Annotated in this window: 15 protein-coding genes; 4 read left to right on the forward strand and 11 right to left on the reverse strand. The window is 59.5% G+C overall.

From position 1 onward, the window contains the following. Positions 1-24: 24 nt before the first annotated feature. On the reverse strand, positions 25-243 hold the full coding sequence (locus tag GDA65_00430) for a DNA-binding protein VF530 (protein MBA5861162.1): 219 nt from the start codon (positions 241-243) through the stop codon (positions 25-27). Between the two features lie 230 nt (positions 244-473). On the opposite strand from GDA65_00430, the gene GDA65_00435 reads away from it, so the two are divergent. Beyond that, entirely contained in the window at positions 474-1844 is a 1371-nt protein-coding gene (locus tag GDA65_00435) for a YihY family inner membrane protein (protein ID MBA5861163.1), read from the forward strand. Positions 1845-2009: 165 nt separating this feature from the next. Here the strand turns inward: GDA65_00435 and GDA65_00440 are convergent, their stop codons facing one another. Further along, entirely contained in the window at positions 2010-3938 is a 1929-nt protein-coding gene (locus GDA65_00440) for a hypothetical protein (protein MBA5861164.1), read from the reverse strand. A gap of 386 nt (positions 3939-4324) precedes the next feature. Here GDA65_00440 and GDA65_00445 point away from each other — a divergent pair, with 386 nt between their 5' ends. Together GDA65_00445 and GDA65_00450 are read left to right on the forward strand one after the other, a co-directional pair. Beyond that, positions 4325-4513 (forward strand): hypothetical protein, encoded by a 189-nt coding sequence (locus GDA65_00445; protein MBA5861165.1) that lies wholly within the window; start codon positions 4325-4327, stop codon positions 4511-4513. A 265-nt stretch (positions 4514-4778) separates the two neighbouring features. Beyond that, a complete protein-coding gene (locus tag GDA65_00450; protein ID MBA5861166.1) occupies positions 4779-6407 on the forward strand; it encodes a peptide chain release factor 3 in 1629 nt (542 codons plus the stop codon). Positions 6408-7190: 783 nt separating this feature from the next. On the opposite strand, the gene GDA65_00455 is transcribed toward GDA65_00450, so the two are convergent. From GDA65_00455 to GDA65_00490, 8 genes are all read right to left on the reverse strand, one after another. Continuing rightward, the gene (locus GDA65_00455; GenBank protein MBA5861167.1) at positions 7191-7757 is read right to left on the reverse strand and encodes an AAA family ATPase; all 567 of its coding nucleotides are present in this window, start codon (positions 7755-7757) and stop codon (positions 7191-7193) included. An 82-nt stretch (positions 7758-7839) separates the two neighbouring features. Then, positions 7840-9396: a DEAD/DEAH box helicase gene (locus tag GDA65_00460; GenBank protein ID MBA5861168.1), complete on the reverse strand. Its 1557-nt coding sequence runs from the start codon at positions 9394-9396 to the stop codon at positions 7840-7842. 165 nt (positions 9397-9561) lie between these two features. Beyond that, complete coding sequence (locus GDA65_00465; protein ID MBA5861169.1) at positions 9562-11019, reverse strand: MFS transporter; 1458 nt, start codon at positions 11017-11019, stop codon at positions 9562-9564. A 266-nt stretch (positions 11020-11285) separates the two neighbouring features. After that, positions 11286-13013, reverse strand: coding sequence for a DEAD/DEAH box helicase (locus tag GDA65_00470; protein MBA5861170.1), 1728 nt, complete (start codon positions 13011-13013; stop codon positions 11286-11288). 29 nt (positions 13014-13042) lie between these two features. Beyond that, the gene (locus GDA65_00475; protein ID MBA5861171.1) at positions 13043-13729 is read right to left on the reverse strand and encodes an inorganic pyrophosphatase; all 687 of its coding nucleotides are present in this window, start codon (positions 13727-13729) and stop codon (positions 13043-13045) included. 313 nt (positions 13730-14042) lie between these two features. Further along, positions 14043-14627 carry an outer membrane beta-barrel protein gene (locus tag GDA65_00480; protein ID MBA5861172.1) on the reverse strand — a complete coding sequence of 195 codons (585 nt, stop codon included), beginning with the start codon at positions 14625-14627 and terminating at the stop codon, positions 14043-14045. A 393-nt stretch (positions 14628-15020) separates the two neighbouring features. Then, on the reverse strand, positions 15021-15638 hold the full coding sequence (locus GDA65_00485; protein MBA5861173.1) for a hypothetical protein: 618 nt from the start codon (positions 15636-15638) through the stop codon (positions 15021-15023). Positions 15639-15803: 165 nt separating this feature from the next. After that, positions 15804-16646 (reverse strand): cyclic nucleotide-binding domain-containing protein, encoded by an 843-nt coding sequence (locus tag GDA65_00490; protein MBA5861174.1) that lies wholly within the window; start codon positions 16644-16646, stop codon positions 15804-15806. 46 nt (positions 16647-16692) lie between these two features. On the opposite strand from GDA65_00490, the gene GDA65_00495 reads away from it, so the two are divergent. Beyond that, a complete protein-coding gene (locus GDA65_00495) occupies positions 16693-17505 on the forward strand; it encodes a c-type cytochrome (GenBank protein MBA5861175.1) in 813 nt (270 codons plus the stop codon). A 156-nt stretch (positions 17506-17661) separates the two neighbouring features. Here the strand turns inward: GDA65_00495 and GDA65_00500 are convergent, their stop codons facing one another. Continuing rightward, complete coding sequence (locus GDA65_00500; protein MBA5861176.1) at positions 17662-18054, reverse strand: hypothetical protein; 393 nt, start codon at positions 18052-18054, stop codon at positions 17662-17664. Between the last annotated feature and the right edge of the window lie 91 nt (positions 18055-18145).

The following is an 18145-nucleotide window of genomic DNA, read 5'->3' on the forward strand; positions in this document are numbered from 1 at the left end:
TTCCGCACGAAAGGCTGTGCGCCATCACTCCAACTCCGCGATGTACATGCCCTCAACCCGCTCGCGCGCCCACTGCGTCTTGCGAAGAAATGTGAGGCTCGACTTGACGCTCGGGTTATTCAGGAAGCAGCGCACGGGCAGACGACGGCCGAGTTCCGCCCACCCGTGCCGTTCAACAAGCGTGGTGACAATGGTCTCCAGAGTGATGCCGTGCAATGGATCGCGGGGATGGGAGATGGCCATGGTGTGATGGTGTATAGCATGGCGCGTCAACGAAGATCGACCGGGTCGCCGGAGAACCCCACGAACACGATTGAACAGTCGACCGGCAGGTCGCCCATTCATATGCGTCAACGAGGCTTGTTTCCAAACGATCGCGCGGGGTATCAGAGAGGATACGGTAGAACGCTCCTCACCGGCTGTACCTGCGTATTGATTCGCGGTACAGTATCCTGCTCCCGGAGAATGGATAGATGATGAAACTGGCGCGCATCCCACAGTTCCTGACGCAAGATCTCTGGACCATCGACCTCTCGTCTGCCCCCAGACTCCAGCGCATCGGGATCCATACGTTACGGCTGGGGATCGCCGTGGCCATGGAATTCCGCCATCGATTGCTTGATGCGCGCGCCGCCGGACTGGTCTATACCACCCTCCTTTCGCTGGTGCCCTTTCTCGCCGTCATGTTTTCCGTCTTGAAGGGTTTCGGCGTTCACCAGCAGATCCAGCCGGTCCTGGCCCAAGCGTTGGAGCCGCTGGGAGCCAAAGGCCAAGAGATCACGGACACGATCATTGGCTTCGTGGACAATCTTAAGATCGGCGTCTTGGGAGCCGCCGGCATCGCAGGGCTCTTCTACACCACCTATTCGCTCATCGATAAGATCGAACAGGCGCTCAACGCCATCTGGCTCGTGCGGGAAGGACGGTCGTGGGGCAGAAAATTTACCGATTACTTAAGCGTCGTCCTGGTCGGCCCGTTACTGGTCGCCACCGCCTTCGGCTTGCTGGCATCGATCCATAGCCATACCCTGGTGCAGCGCGTCCTGGAAATCCAACCGTTCGGCTACCTGGTGGTCTGGGCCGGTCAACTGTTGCCCGTTGCCATCCTGAGCGCGCTGTTCACATTCCTGTATAAATTCATACCCCACACGCAGGTGCGAATCGATTCGGCGCTCGTCGGAGGCATCACGGCCGCGCTGCTCTGGGGACTCGCTGGAGACGTCTTCGCCACATTCGTGACGCGGTCGGCCAACTATAGCGCAATCTATTCCGGATTCGCGGTGCTCATCCTGTTTTTATTGTGGCTCTACGTCGGATGGTTGATCGTGCTCATCGGGGCGCAGTTTTCGTTTTTCCACCAATACCCCACCGCGTATTTATCGCGTCTCCTCTGGCAGCAAGGCACCCCTGCGTTTCGAGAGCGGTTGGCCTTGAGCCTGCTGCTGGCCCTGACCCGTCGATATTTAAGGGGTGACGGCCCCTTGCGAGCGGACGAACTGGCCGTCGAACTCCATCTCCCCGTGTCACTGGTGGAGGAACAGGTGGAGCACCTGGAGGAAGCGGGGCTGCTCGGCCTCATGGCGAAACCGGAAGGCATCAGTCTCACCAAACCGCCCGAGCTGATCACGGTCAAAGAGGTGCTGGATACCACCCACAAGGGACGGGACGCCGACAGGGTCGTCCCCCTGCCCGCCGGCGATCCGATCCGTGAACTGTTGCGACGACGCGATGCCGCCGTCCAGCAGGCGCTCACCGGGGAGACACTGCACTCTCTCGCCGAAGCCGAAGAATCTCGTGAATCCCAGTTACCCGAGCCGCACTCCCCACAAGCAGGCCCCCATTGATCGTACGCAACTCCTCGCGTTGCCTCAACCAGGTCAGGCAGCCAGACCGCCTCTGTCCCGTTGGCCACACTCACCCATCAAGAGACCATCTATGTCCCTGCCGGTTGAAAGATCTGCATCCGACGAGTTGCGGTGAGAAGTGTCACGGAAATGTACGGAGGAAGGCTACTTGAGACGATACAGTAAGGTCTCTCCCATGACGTTCTGGCCATAGATACGAGTAAATGGACTATCCGGGGATTCCAGCCATACAAGCTCCTGCCGCAACATTGTGGGGCCATCGATCGGACCCAACGCCACCACGCGAACGTTGTTTTCTTTCAGCCTGTCCACCCACTGAGAAAGACTCAGTGAGCTGGCGTCCACATACACCACTCGCCGATTCAAATTCTTCCCGAACAATACATAGGTGGGCTGGCTCGTGAAATATCCGATGGAATCCTGCGCGTTCACATTGACGTCGAGAAAATCCAATATGCCGAAGTACCCGTAACTGTAGACCTTCTTCTCTGCTCGCTCCTGCATCCCGACCCTTCCGGCTAGCGCCGCCAGCAAAAGGCACAGCATCACCATGCCCACGCGAACAGGCAGGACAGACGCCGCGGATGCAAGGAGGCGTACCTTTCCACGAAGAGTCGGCACTGACCACACCATGACAAATCCAACCCATACCAGGAGCAGCATCGTGCGATGGTCGAAATACATTCCGACAGCCGTAGCTCCCATCACGAGATACCCTCCTTCGCGAATGGGAAACATTGACAGGGCAGTTGCGCCCGCGATGGCCAGCAACCCCACCAACGGGAAGGCATAGCGCATCGCGTCACCAATGAATGGCGTAATCTGTCCTTGATGCGTGCGATCCAAGTCTTCAGCGCTATAGGGTGTCATCCAATAGAGGCATGCGGCGCCTATCGCAAGAGCGGCAATAAGCGCCAGCTCGCGTCTCCGGACCGGCTGATCTTTGTTCATGATTCGGAATGGCAGGAACCCGACCGACCCAAAGAGTAGGATGAGAGGGATTGAAAAATTCTCTTTGAGGGCTCCCACGAAGGTTTTCCAGTGGGCAACACTTCGCAATGAAAACAATCCTGCGAGCGAGGTGGTACGACGGATTTCCGCTAAATCGGTCGTGCCAGGGAAAATCGTCACACCGGCAACGGCGACACGAAAGGGGCCAAACGGGTTCCCAATCTCGAGGAAGTTTCGAAGATACCAATACCCTGCCACGATCGCCGCCAGTCCCACCGCCACCAGACTGGCAGCCTGAAACAACGGATGACGCGCGCTCGGCTCGTGCCGGGCGCCCCCCTGGATCAGAGAAGCCTGCATCTCCAGCAGCAGCAAACTCGCGCACAGCAGTCCGCCATAGAGCAATCCCGTCGTCTTGATTCCGCAAAGCAGACCTAATGAAACGGCGAAGAAGGCATAATCCCAACTTGAACGACTACGCTGACACGAGAGGAGAAAATACAGCCCACTCAGAAAAAATGCTGCCATCGGAAAGTCGACATGCAAAGAAAGGACATGTGCCGTCACCATCGGTGCAGACAGTGTCAGCACGCAAGCCAGCAGCGACGATAGACGACTGGCACCGCACATGCCACTCACGGCATAGATCGAAAATCCAAAAATTATCCAAGCGATAAAATTAGGCACCGCCACAAACGCATCTGCCTGGAAGGGCAAGAGGAAGAGAAGGCTCAGCAACTCCCAGGAAAATGGGTAATAGGCAGGGACGGTGACTTTGTCTGGAGTCGCGAAGGTGCCACTTTGATACCAGTGAACCATGGTGGGAAGGTGATACCACAACGAGTCAAAATCGGTGACCGGAGTTACCCCGACAGTCCACAACAACGCGATGCCGATCAGTATCAAGGTCCCCAAGAAAAAGAGGCTGGATTCAGACTCGCTCAATGGAGCATGACTTTGCCGAACCAATGGAGAGCGGCGTCGAAGGAGAGAGAGGATCGCTATTCCGGTCAGAAGAAGGGCCGATTCGCTGATCAATACACTGTGCAACCGCAGGCTCTGTATGCTGCCCAAGCACATACCGACCAGGACCTCTATACCGCACCACGCGGTAAGTACCATCAGGCACTCACGAGCAAAGCAAGGAGTGCCGACGGCACGTCGCTGTAAATGCATGACTGAGGCGACGAAAGGAATTGGCCCAAGAACAATGAGCAGGAGGGAGCCACACTGCCAGAAATAATCCATCATAGGGGCAGGACGGTCGCACGGCCCGCCGCTCTTATATCACTTTGCGTAAACACTGCATAGTCATTATAGTCATTTGTACTGGCAGTACCCGCAAACAATCACAGCAGATACCGTTTCCCGACCCGCAGAAGGAAGAGTGACCTGCAAAGGTCATGGGTCGTTGCCAACGCAGTCGCCGCCGGTCTCGAAGCCAACTCGGTTTCGTCATTTCTGCCATTGGCCGATGCCGACGGTCTCGTACCCGACGGCACAATGCGATGAAGGGCACGGGCAAGTCGCTGACGGAAGCCACGGGCAAACTCAAAACCGACGCGACCCAAACAAAAGAGGATGCGAAGAAACTGGACCTCGGCAAGACCAAGCAGGGCGTCGGTCAGGCGAAGGGAGACGTCAAGGATATGAAGGAGGGCGCCAAGGGAACATTGACCAATCCGCTGGGCAAATAGTCGTCCCGACTCCGGCCCCGATTATCTTTCCACTATCCCCTCACCCCGGGAGGGCAGCCAGGTGCTCCTACTGCGCGCCGTCCAACGAGGGCCTTCCCAGGCCGCGCGTTGCGCGAGCACAGGGGCACCTGGCTACCCTCCCATCTTCTCCCCTCCTTGCCGCCGCCCCGCTCCGACTGATAAAAGAAAGTGTTGCCATACAGCGGCGGCAGGCGGCCAGACGACCCCCTGTCAGTCGGCAGCCCCTAACCACCAAGAGCACATTATGTCCCTGCCGGTTGAGAAGTCCGCCTCCGACGAGTTACGGCGAGAAGTGCTGCGTCGGCGCACCTTTGCCATCATTTCCCACCCGGACGCCGGGAAAACCACGTTGACGGAAAAATTGCTGCTCTATGCGGGCGCGGTCCACTTGGCCGGCGCGGTGCAGGCTCGCTCCACACAGCGCCAGGCTAAATCCGACTGGATGGAATTGGAACAGGCACGGGGGATTTCGATTACCTCGACCATGCTGCAATTCGATTATCAAGGCGCGCGGGTCAATCTCCTCGACACGCCCGGCCACCAGGACTTCAGCGAAGACACCTATCGCACCCTCATGGCCGTGGATAGCGCGGTGATGGTACTGGACGGCGCCAAAGGTATCGAGCCGCAAACCAAGAAGCTGTTTGCCGTGTGTCGCAAACGCGGTATCCCCATCCTGACCTTCATCAACAAAATGGACCAACCGGGCCGGCACCCCTTCGATTTGCTCGATGAGATCGAGCGCACACTGGGCATGACGGCGGTACCATTCAATTGGCCGATCGGCGAAGGCTCCGGCTTTCAAGGCCTGTACGATTTCCAGAACCGCCAGGTGTTGTTCTTCCAGCGCACTTCGCACAACCAACGTCGCGCCCCGATGACAGTTGAGGCGTTCCCGAATCCGAAACTCGCGGAGACGTTGGGCGACGCCTATGGCCCGCTGCAAGAGGAAATCGGACTCTTGACGGGCGCCGGCACCTCTTTCGATCGAGACCGCTTCCTGGCCGGTGAACTCACCCCGGTCTTCTTCGGCAGCGCGCTGACCAATTTCGGCGTCGGGCCGTTTCTCGACGCCTTCACGAAACTCGCGCCGCCTCCCGGGCCGCGACACAGCGCCCAAGGCCTGGTGCAACCGACAGACGACACCTTCTCCGGCTTCGTGTTCAAGATCCAGGCGAACATGGATCCGCAACATCGGGACCGCATGGCCTTCCTCCGCATCTGCTCCGGCCGCTTTGAAAAAGACATGATGGTTCATCACGCCAGGCTGGGCCGCAAGATCCGGATGACGCGTCCCCATCGCCTCTTCGGCCGCGACCGTGAAACCATCGACGAAGCCTACCCCGGCGACGTGGTGGGCCTGGTGAATCCGGGCCTGTTTACCATCGGCGATACGCTGACCTCCGATCCATCACTCACCTTCGATCCCATTCCGCATTTTCCACCGGAATGTTTCGGCCTCCTGCGGACGCAGGATATCTCCAAGCACAAACAGTTCCAAAAGGGGCTCAAGCAATTGGAAGAAGAAGGGGTCATGCAGATTTTCTACTCGCCGGACCATGTGCGACGCGAACCGGTGCTGGCCGCGGTGGGCGAACTGCAGTTTGATGTGGTGATGTCCCGCCTGGAAAACGAGTACGGCGTCAACACCTCAGTCGAGCGCATGCCCCATAGCCTGGCGCGGTGGATCGTCGGTGATCCGGCAACGATCGCGGCTGTCTATTGGCCGTCCGATACTGTCCGCCTCGTGGATCAGCAGGGCCGCGCCGTCATGCTCTTTACCACCGAACACCTGCTGGCCTATTGCATCAAATCAAACCCGTCCATCAAGTTTCTCCTGCGGGAAGAAGTCGAGCAGGCCATACCACCATAACCAGCGATCCCGCCGGGACCTGTCGCCCCAAGCAGGGTGCGGCTGCGCAGGCACATGAGAATTTGTGTTATAACAAAAACCTGCCATGAACGCCGGTCGGGGCTTCCTGGTTGGATGCACGCGAGCACGATCACACCTTTTGCTGTCCTTAGCGCCTCAGGCTAACTCGGCCTGGGTGACTTGCCCGCCCCTCTCATCGATTGACACTCTGCCGTCCCTAGGCCGATAGCGGAACGGGAGAGTTGGGACGCGACGCCGACAACCACCGGCGCAGTCAAGCGATGATACGACCTGTGAACCGATCAATGATGCGAGGAGAAGGACCATGCCAAAGGCCAGAAACGCAAAAAACTGTTATTACTGCGAAGCGGAAGACCGGATTAAGATGACCTACATGCTCTGCGGCCTCTGTCACCGGCACTTCTGCAGCGCCCATGGCGTGCCTGACCTGGAACAATGCACGAAGTGCCTGGAGGCCAGCGAAGAAACGGAGTAATCCTCACAGGATGTTGAAAAAGTCTGTCAGCCGCGTCTCGCATCGCTCGGCCCCTCAACGTACCCTCTCTGGGCCAAGGGCCTCTCCCAGCAGGCGCGGGACAGGCGGGCAAGATCGTGACGCCTCAGCCCGGGACACTGCCGGCTCACCGCCTCGCCGGCGTCCGCAAACGTGACGCTCATTACTCTTGGCGTCGCGGACCTCGCTGCGGCCTTGCTGAACAGCCCTTTTGAGCATCCTGTGTTCATGAAATCGCTTCTCGAACGACCGTTGGGAAAAACGACTCGTCAGGCCGTCTTCTTCTGTGGCTTCTTCTCGATGCCCACCAAGACCGATACCTTCGCCTGCTTCGACAAGGCTTGATCGATCCGGCTTTTCCCGTTGGTCGTCAGAATCACCAGGCCCTTGTGGTCTTCAATGCGCTGCAGCAGATGAGCCGCTCCGGCATTGGCATAGTGGCTCGCGCCGTCCTTGGCGGCCCGGTGCTTGCCAAACAGGGCATCCGCCCCATCGAAGAACAGAATCGATCCGCTGCGTTCCGCCTCGTCGAAGACCCGGTTGATGTTTTTCTCGGTTTCGCCGACCCGCTGGCTCACCACGGAGGAGAGATTCACTTTCGATAAGTCCAACTGCAGTTCTTCCGCGACAAGCTCGGCTGCCTTGTTCCTGCGGAGAGGCGTGGAACCAGACAGCACCACAACCGCCACCGACGATTTACCGGCCCGAGTAGCCTTGGCCCGGCGCACCGGAGCCTTTTTTGTGGCCACGGCCTTCTTCGCCACCTGTGTTGCCGCTTTCTTTTTCGATGTCTTCGTCGCCGTACGTGCCGGCCGCTTCACCTTGTTCCCAGCCATGGTCCTCTTCCTCTCCAATGATTCCTTCATCACATCCTGTGCTCGCTGATTGCGCTGGTTATGCTTACCATACTTTGACCGCTCAACGCTTTTTGTCGAAGCCGGAATCCCGCCACTTCTCCAACAGGGCAATCCGCCGTTCCAACTGGGGAATGGTTGCCTGATCGACGCGGCCGCCGGTCCGTTTGATCAGTTCCGCGTTGAGTTGCCGATGATCCATCCCGCACTTTCTCGCCACGGCCCCGACAAGGAGCCGGTGCTTGTCCCGCAAAATATTTTTCTGGTCGTGCAGCGCGAGAGCCGGCTCCGGTTGTCCCTTCCCTGTCACGGAGGGCTCACCCTCATCCGCGCCGATCAGGGCATCGAGCCGCGCTACGCCATTGAGCGGAATATATTCTTTCAGCGATGTCGCCGCCGTACCGAACAGCGTCCGTTGCACGGCAGGCATGATCTCCTCGAGCACATGATCGCGCTCAACCTTGATCCGCTTGGCATAATGCACCAGCGTGGCATCCTTCGGCAGGTAGAGCCAGGCCCGTTGCGGTTTCGGCACCTTATCCTGCATCCGCACAAACCGCCCTACGACCTGACGAAAATACATTTCCGTCAACACATTGGTCGCGTACACCCCGACACGGAGGCGCGGAATATCGACGCCTTCACTCACCATGTTCACCGCCACCAACCATTGTTGGGTCTTGTGGTGGGCGAAGGTCTCGATTGTCTTCGAGGCGGAGGGATCGTCTGACACGGCAACCAGCGCGCGCTGGCCAGTGAGTCGCTGCACCAGGTCGGCCACCTGCCGCGCATGATCCTGATTCATGGTCACGATCAGGCCGCCCGCATCCGCCTGCTCCTGCTTCCGCAGTCGCTGCAACTCGGCATGGGCGTCACTCAACACCGGCCCCAACCAGGTTTCCTGGAGCAATGCCGTCTTGAGCCGCTCCCGCTGGCGATCGAAGGTCAAGCCATCCTCAAACGTCGCCCGGTGCTCGCGCCCGTCGGACAACCAGGTCAGTTCTCCCTCATAACTCGGAAAGAGAATGGGACGGCAGACCCCGTCCCGTATGGAATGCGAATACCCATACGTAAAATCCGCCTGACTTTCGCCCTGCTCATACCGCACATACGGAATGGGATTATTGTCGGATCGGAATGGCGTGCCAGACAGGGCCAGGCGAAACACCGCTTCACCGAACGATTCACGCAGCGCCTTCCCCCAGTCCTTGCCGTCTCCGGCATGGTGTAGTTCGTCGAGAATGACCAGGGTCCTTCGATTGCGGCAGGCGCGCCGGAACACGTCCGGGGCCAGACAGACCTGCTGATAGGTCACCACTGCGCCGTGATAATCACGCGCTTCGCAGGCCTGTTCGTTGGACAGAGCCGGGTCTAGTTGAATACCGGCCTGTCCTGCCGCCGAAGCCCACTGCGTCCGCAGATGATTCGTCGGACAGACCACCAGCACCCGGCCGGCAGCGCGCTCCGCCAGATAATGATGGGCGATCCGCAGCGCAAACCGTGTTTTTCCCGCAGCCGGCGTCGCCGTCACGAGATAATCGTCGCGCTTCTGCGCCAAGACGTCAGCCACCGCACGGGCCTGCCAGTCGCGCAACGCGGCTGTCCAAGGTCGAACGCTCACTCGCGCCTCATGTCACACTGATCGTCGTGGCTATACATGGCTGTTACTTCACAACTGGTTCCGTCGGCTCCATGACCGCGTCCATGTGCGCCGCCTGCGCGCAGGAACGTCCCGTGCCATCAGTGAAGCGGCCGGGGTGACTCTCGCATCCGAATAGGAATGCTGTCAGACGTGCGGGGCACGACTCGGGACAGGTTGGGCGGATAGCGGCATCGCGATTTGTTCGAGTGATCGCCCCTCGGCCTTCACCCCTAACCACAACTCCACGATTGCACCGAGAATCATCATTCCGGCTCCCAGCAGATATCCGTATAAGACACTCTCGGCTGATGTTTCGATTAGCTTACCGTATAACCAGGGGGCCGCAATTCCCGCTCCCTGGGCCACGACAAAAAAGAACGCGATGGCCATCGCGCGGATCTCCATCGGAAAGATCTCGCTGACGGTCAGATAGGCGGCACTCGCCCCGGCGGAAGCAAAAAAGAAAATCGCCGACCACGCCACGGTTTGCGTCACGGAGGTGAACGCGCCCTGAAAAAACAGATACCCAGTGGCCGCCAGTAAACAACCGGCGACAGCATAGGTGAAGCTGATCATCTGCTTGCGGCCGATGGTATCGAAAAAGCGGCCCAGCAACAAGGGGCCCAGAAAGTTGCCAATCGCAAACGGCACAATGTACAGGCCAATGCGGTGGCTCGGCACGGCGTAAAATTTTGTGAGCACAAAGGGATAGGTGAATGAAATCGCATTGTACATGAACGATTGGGTCACCATCAGCACAATTCCCAGGGACGTGCGACGGGGATAGGCCGTAAACAACTCCCGTGCCACGGTGGCAAGGGTCGCGTGCGTGCGTCCATGGATGGTGATCGATCCCTCGACCGACGGAAGCGAGGCGAGTTGTTCATCGCGCATGACCTGCGCTTCAATGCCGGACACGATCTGCTCGGCCTCCTTCACACCTCCATGGGTCATGAGCCACCGCGGACTTTCTGGCACGACCCGTCTGACGAGCAAAATACTCACGCCAAGCACGGCGCCTAGCCCGAAGCAGAGACGCCAGCCCAGATATTCCGGAATCAATAAGGGGTTCAACAGGACAATCGTCAGCAGTGCGCCGGCAGCGCTTCCCAGCCACCAGCTTCCATTGATCGCCAGATCGGTATGCCCGCGCCGGCGGGCGGGAATCAGTTCATCGATGGCAGAATTGATCGCCGCATATTCACCGCCGATACCGGCACCGGTCAAGAAACGGCAGAACATAAAACTCCAGAGATCCCAGGAGAACGCCGTCAACACGGTCGCGGCCAGGTAGAGCATCAGCGTGAACATGAACCACTTCTTCCGCCCCTGACGGTCGGTCAGATAAGAGAAGACAATGGCGCCCACCACTGATCCGGCCAGATAGGCCGAAGCAGTGAGGCCGACCTCAGACGCGGTCAAATGTAAGGTCGTGGAAAGGGTGAGTACCGGACCGAGCGCGGCCACGATGGACACTTCAAGCCCATCTAAAATCCAGGTCACGCCAAGGGCCGTGACCACCAACCAGTGCCAACGCGACCATGGCAGGCGGTCCATGCGCTGCGGAATGCTCGTTGTTACGGGAAGATCCGAGGCAGGCATTCAGGATCGTACCATGAACGGGTGGGACGAAGGGAAGCCTACTCAATTTCCCGGTGGATGAGGCGTCCGAGGAGCGGGGAAAAATTTCAAGCGTGTCGTCAACCAGAATGGCGCACAGTGCCCGGCAGAGCGACCGAAAAATTCACCGCTGCTTCCTACCGCGAAGCATCCGTTTCCTGTGTCCGCTCACAGCACGATCACCTGACGACTGGGCCAGCGCATTCATTCGGATACCCTGGCCGGATATCGTTTGAAGTGACGGCATTTCAGTCCCGAAACAATCTGACCGCGACCTTTTGTCCTTTGATGCGCGTCCGGCCCAAGGCCTCGATGATCTGCCGGGCCGCCTCTTCCTGCACATCCACCAGGGAAAATCGCTCTTCGACTTCGATGGCGCCGATCATCCTCGACGGCACACCCGCCTCATTCGCAATGGCGCCGACCAGATCACCCGGCCGGATGCCTGCCGCACGCCCCGCGCCGATATACACGCGCACGGTTCCGGCCGCCCGGCCACCGCGGCCCGGGCCACCCCGAGGCGCACGCGCGCGATCTCCCTGCGGAGCCTGGCCATACGCAGGCCGCGACGACCGGTAAGGCTCCGGCGCTCTCATCTGAACGGCGGGAATCTCTTCTTCCTCCCGGTCGCCACCATGCGACCGATAGACCAACTTGATGGCCGCCGCCGCAATATCGGCCGGGTCAGCCGATGCGGACAGCGCATCCACGACACGGCGAAAATCTTCGAGTCCGCCCGCGTCCAAGGTTTCCTGAATCGACGACTTCGTTCGCTCCAGCCGCTTGGCCAGAAGGTCACCGAGCGACGGCACGGCCGCGATCGTAATGCGCGCCTTGGTGTGCTGCTCGACCGCGCGCAACAATCGTTGTTCACGCGGCTCGACAATGGTCACGGCCGCGCCTTCCCGTCCGGCCCGTCCGGTGCGCCCGATACGATGCACGTAGACTTCCAGCGATGAAGGCAGATCGTAGTTGATCACGTGCGACACGGACGGAATATCCAGCCCGCGGGCCGCCACGTCGGTCGCCACAAGAAGTTCGGTCTGCCCTGTGCGAAAGGCCTGCATCACGCGATCCCGCTGCACCTGGCTCATGCCGCCATGAATGGCCTCGGCCCGGTACCCGCGGTTGTTCAGCGCCGCCGTCACTTCGTCAACCTCCAGCCTGGTCCGACAAAACACGAGGGCTGACTTGGGCATGGCAATGTCCAACACACGAGCGAGGGCCGACACCTTGTGCTGGCGGGCCACCACATAGGCCGTCTGTTGTACGCGGGGGGCGGCGCCAGCCTTCACCGGCTCGCGCGCAATCGTGACTTCAACGGGATTCCTCAAGTGACGGCGGGCGATGGACGCAATCCGTGGCGGCATAGTCGCTGAAAACAGCGCCGTTTGTTTCGTCGCCGGCGTTTCCTCAAGAATGGCGTCGAGGTCGTCGGCGAAACCCATGTCGAGCATTTCGTCCGCTTCGTCCAAGACCACCACCTGCAAATCAGCCAGCTTGAGGGTCTTGCGGCGGAGGTGATCCAACGCCCGGCCGGGCGTCGCGACAATGACTTCTACCCCGCGCCTGAGCGCCTGCAATTGCGGGCCCATCGCCTGGCCTCCGTACAAGGCCAGCACCGTGATCCGCAATTCCTTGCCGTACCGCTGCACCGCTTCGCTGACCTGCACTGCCAGTTCACGGGTCGGCACCAGCACCAACGCCGTAGGACGTTGCCGTGGGCCATGCGCGATCCGCTGCAGAAGCGGCAACGCAAATGCCGCGGTTTTTCCGGTTCCGGTGGCCGCCTGCCCTAGCAGGTCCCGGCCCTCCAGCAATGGAGGAATCGCTTCACGTTGAATCGGGGTCGGCTCTTCGTAGCCCAGTGCCTCAAGGGTGGTCAAAATGGAGGCTTCTAATCCGAGCGCGGCAAACCCGGGCGAAAATCCCTTGGCAGCCGGCTCTGCCGGCGATGGCGTCGTGGTGTGTTTCATCAGGAGGGGCTAAACCTTTCTTCGTAAGACTAGCTGTTCATGCTGGCAGGCCACATAAATTCCAACTCAGGGAACTTGGCCTTGTAGTCGTCGTGACTGGCATGAATGACTTTGATGGCTTCGTCGCGGCCGTACATGCTCGTAATCTCCACCTTGTTGTGCAGGGTGGAACCCGGCGCCTGCTTATAGGTCAGGAAATAATGCTGCAACCGGTCGAGGAGAGTCACGGGACATTCTTTGAGATCGGTCAACGTCCCGTAGACGGCATCGTCCCGCATCACCGCGATGATCTTGTCGTCCGCCTCGCCGCCGTCCGCCATACTGAACCCGCCGATCGGCCGGGCGGTCAGCAAAATATCGCTGTGGGGAATCGACTTCTCGGTCAGCACGCAGATATCGAGGGGATCGCCGTCGCCGATCATGTCCGGCCGGCCGGCGCGCGCGCCGAACAGCGTTGCCACCCGCTCACCGCAAAACGTTTGGGGGATGAGGCCATAATACACGGGACAAAAGTTTGAGAACCGCTGAGGGCGGTCGACTTTGAGAAAGCCGGTGGCCTTATCCACCTCATATTTCACCGTATCGCTCGGCACGATTTCGATATAGGCCGTCACCAAATCCGGGGCCTGGTCTCCCATCGACACCCCATGCCAGGGATGTGCTTTGAACATCAAGCTCATCAGTCGTCGCGCCGCATCGATTTCCTTCTTGCTCATCCTGCTTCAGTCCCCCCTGTACATGCCTTCGGAATTGACGGTCTAACGATCGTTCGATCCGGCAAGGTCTGGATTAATTCGACGACACACCCGCAGTTGGGCAGGAGTATCCGGCTAGAGAAACAGACAGCTTATAACACATTGTGGACGAATGAAACAGGAGCGCGCGAAAAGTCGCGCGTCCCGACGGCGCAGGGGCCCGTCAGGGATTTTCATGGCGATGGGCTGAGACCAGAGCGAGACGGGCCGGGCAACCAGCAACGGACTGACCGTCACTGCCTACCCGGCACCTGTTTCATGGGAAAAGCGACGATTAGAAGGTGGAGCGTATGCCGAACAACAAGCCCATCGAGGAGCCGTCGCCGTCGGCGGAGTTGCGCTTCCAGGCGGTTTCCATATTCATCATCAGGCCTTTGGGCGCGCCCTGGAAAAGACTCGTCATGGGATAGTCTACCCCCGCGCCGAATCGCCAGGCGAACGAATCCGCCTGATCCTTGGTGTTGATATTCACGCCGATCCCGCTGGTGACATACGGAATCAGGGAGCCGAAATGTCCCGGCCGATACTCCAAATTCACCGGCAACAGGGTGATCGTATTGAGCGATCCGTTCCGGGGCGAATCAACGCCATGATTTTCCCATTCCAGCATCATCCCGAAACGAAACCATGTATTGATGCCATACATGCCCTGAAAGTTGAGCGCGGGACCGGTCGTGGACAGGCCGGAACTTTGCGTCATAAAACTTGGACCCACCCGAAACCCGAACGTCATCTTGCCTTCGTCCGCCATCCCTTCATGCACCCAGTCAGCCGCCTGAGAAAGGGCGGGAGCCACACTCAACACCAGGGCAAACAGCAACACCTTGCCCGACACTGCGCAGTCCGGAATTCTACCCATGCAGTCCTCCTGTAATGATCATGACGGATCTTTCGACTGCGCACTCTAGGCAAAAGCCCGCCCGATTTTCAATACGAACCGGGCTGAAGACGAGAAATAAAATGCCTTCGATGATTGTCGCATGTTGCGACGGAGCGCGCAGCGAACTGCCGCAAGAAGACCGGCGATGAACGCCCTTTCCCGGGCCGGATGTCACTTCGCTCTGCGATTTAACTCGAGCGAGACAGAGAAAACGCCTCTCGCGGTTTCGGGCTCGGCAGACATACGGAGAGAGTCGTCCCCGGGCGGCCAGGCGCGGAGCACCCGCCGCCCGGCCGCCTGAGTCCGGCCTCCGACCGAGTGGAAACACGCCGGCATGAGACGAACATAGGCCTTGTCGCCCTCGGTTACGCCCTAGAACCGAGCGGGAAATTGAGCGGCCAAGGCCTGCGTCAACGCATCAGCCACCACATAAATATGTTGCTTCATGCCTTTCCAGGTTTCCGCCTCCCGCGCGTAGTCCCCATCCTTCAGCTGCTGAAATTGCGTGAGATGATGGGCGGCATGGGCCATGAGCAGCCCCATCACCGTGTCCTTCGGCAGGTTCGGATTGGCGCTGCTGAGAAACGTTGAAATCTCAGCCGCATTGGCGGTGAGCGCCTTCACTGCCGCGTCCTGTTGGCTTGCCGACCCGGCTACGGTCGCATCCAAATGTTCACGAATCCCCTGATAATGCCCGGCCAATAACGTAAACAGTTGGTCCGCCGCCGGCTTGCCATAAAACGGCTCGATCGATCGGGCAATCTGCTGAGCATTCGCCACCACATCCGCCTCAGCCACAGTCCGGGCAGCGGCATTTTTATCCATCGTTGCGACGGCCACGTTCCTAATGGACAGGATATGTCCCAACCACAAATCGCGAAGCACCGCCTTGGTCTCAGACACCTTGGCTGGATGCGCCGCCTCGCTGGAGGCCGCGGGGGCCGGGGAGTCAGTCGTATGGGCACAGGCCGTCGTGGCCAGAGTCAGCACGAACACCGAACAAGCATGCATCAACGTACGCATCGCATCTCTCCTTGAAAAATTGTGAGGGCGCGCCGAACAGCCGACAGTGGCTGTCGCACTATTGGCAAGGATAGAGAACAGGAGCAGCCCTGTAAGTTAGCGGGATAACACTGGGGAAGAAATGATGATGCGTTAGTAGCTGGAGTCGTTGAGACGGGCAGATGATTGCTCAGCAGCGCCCAGGAACCGGTCAAGCTCGGCGCGACGAAGCAGCAGCCCGTCTTTCCGCGCGTAGGTGATGAGCCCTTGCTCGCGCAACTGGTTCAGGAGGGTCGACACCACCTCCCGGCGCGCGCCGATCATTTGCGCCAGATCGTCCTGCCGAAAATAGTGCGTGAGACGAATCCACTCGCCGTCCGGTTCGCCGAATTCATCGGCCAGCCGTCCCAGCGTGCGCACCAGGCGATCCATTGTGCTATTGAAGGACAGGGTCTGGATCTGATCATAGGCCGCCGACAGCTGTTGGGCGACATTGGAAAGAAAGAGAAGAAACGCCGGGCGATTGCTTTGCAGATGGGCGATAAATTCATCGAAACTGAGTTCGACGATCTCACTGTCCTCCATCGCAACCGCCTGCTCGCGGCGTTCTCCGGTGCAATGACAGAGTTCGCCGAATACTTCGCCGGTCTGGTGCAGACGCAATATCAATTCACGCCCGTCCTCGGTGATGGACGTCAACTTCACGAATCCCCGCCGAAGATAAAACACGCTCTGCGCCGGATCACCCGGCCCATAGATGCGAGCCCCCTTCGCCACAGGACGGCCCGGCCGATTCATCAGCTGCTCGCAGAGCTTGCCGCGAAAACAACCGGACAGTGCAAGACAGTGCCGGTGGTCGACCATGTTCATCGCCGTGTGGATCATGCTTCTCACCGGCGTGCATTCTACCGGGATCACCCGGCGCCTGACCAGCCCCCGCCAAAGGCCGGGCCACTGCCCGCCTCTCAGGTCTGGCATGACACCCGCTTCGTGCATTATGATGGATTAGCAGGCCCGACGACCACATGACCCGGACAGTGACATGCCGGCCAATTTCTCACAATCTGTGGTGCGAAGAAACCGCCCTGCACTCATCCTCACGGGGACGCTCTGTCTTGCGGTCTGGTTGAGTGCCGGCTCACTTCTCCGGGCAGACTCGGCGCCACACACTACACCGGGCGATATGCCGCAGGATGCGGACCGAGGCCGGGCAATTTTCAACGGCAAGGGCCTCTGCTCCACCTGTCACGGAATCGACGGATACAAAGGCCACTTGCCGCCCGGACTGAGCCGGAACGTCCGCGACAATATCACGCGTCTCAATCCGGCCCCTCCCGATCTGCGACAGGCAACGGCGCTCACCTTCACCACCGACAAACAGCGATTCGAGATCATCCGGCATGGGCATCTCCGCAGCGCCATGTACCCGCTCTCGAAGGAAGCCCTCGCCGACGAAGACATTCTCGCGCTGCTGCCCTACCTCGCCTTCATTCGCGGCACAGCATCGCCTCCCGCTTCCGCGCCCGCATCGCGCACCTTGCGGGGCGACGCAAAACACGGGCGGCAGCTGTACCATGAACTCGGCGGTTGCGCAATGTGCCATGGCATCGAAGGCCATCTACATACACGACCGCCCATGTCAGCCGATCTGGTGAGACGGTTGGACGCCCTTCCCGCCCCGCCTGCAGACCTGCGCAATCCGGCCACCCTCCGATCGCAGAACGATGAAGACCGCTATCGATCCATTAAACTCGGCCACCCCGGGACGGCGATGTACCCGAAGACGCTCCTGCGGGACGAAGACATTCGTGACCTCGTCGCGTACCTCGCCACCCTTGGTGAAGGAGGCCGGTAATCCCTGGCAGAATGGTGGACGCAAAGGGGGGATACCGAAAGGGGTCCTGCGTGGGAGCAGATTGGCTCAAAAACGGGTCGCGGAGGCAGCGACCGCCTCACACACCACTCACCGGCGGTCTCCACCTCCATGCCCGGAACATCCAGTAGACGGCAGCTAGCTCGGGCCGGGAGGATCTTCGCGATCCTCTCCCGTCAGCGCTTCGGCCTCTTGAGCCTCAAGGCCCTGCAAGTCGGTCAGAATGCTTTGCAGCACCTGGCGGCGCTGCTGCAGGCCTTTCTTCGGCATATCCCGCGTCTGCGGCTCCTGGGCTGATTCAGGCAAATTCACGATCGCTTCGGCCTCACCCAAGGTCGCGTACTTATAGGATTCGAGGTATGGGTGCGCGGGACCGAAAATCCTGGCGAGAATCGCCTCTGTCTCCTCATCAAATGCGTCGAAGGTGGGATGTACGGCAGTCAGATGAGTCAAACCCTCAAGCTTATCGATTTGTGCCTTGATGTCCTCCTGTCTCGTCCTGGCCTGATACATGGAATTGACTTCAACCATGGTGTGGTCTCCTCTCATCTAATGTTGTTCGTATACCCCCTCCTTGACGGGATGCCAGCTAGGGATTCCCCGAGTCTTCAACACTGACGTT

This window comes from Nitrospira sp. CR1.1 (genome assembly GCA_014055465.1).
Classification (GTDB): Bacteria; Nitrospirota; Nitrospiria; order Nitrospirales; family Nitrospiraceae; genus Nitrospira_A.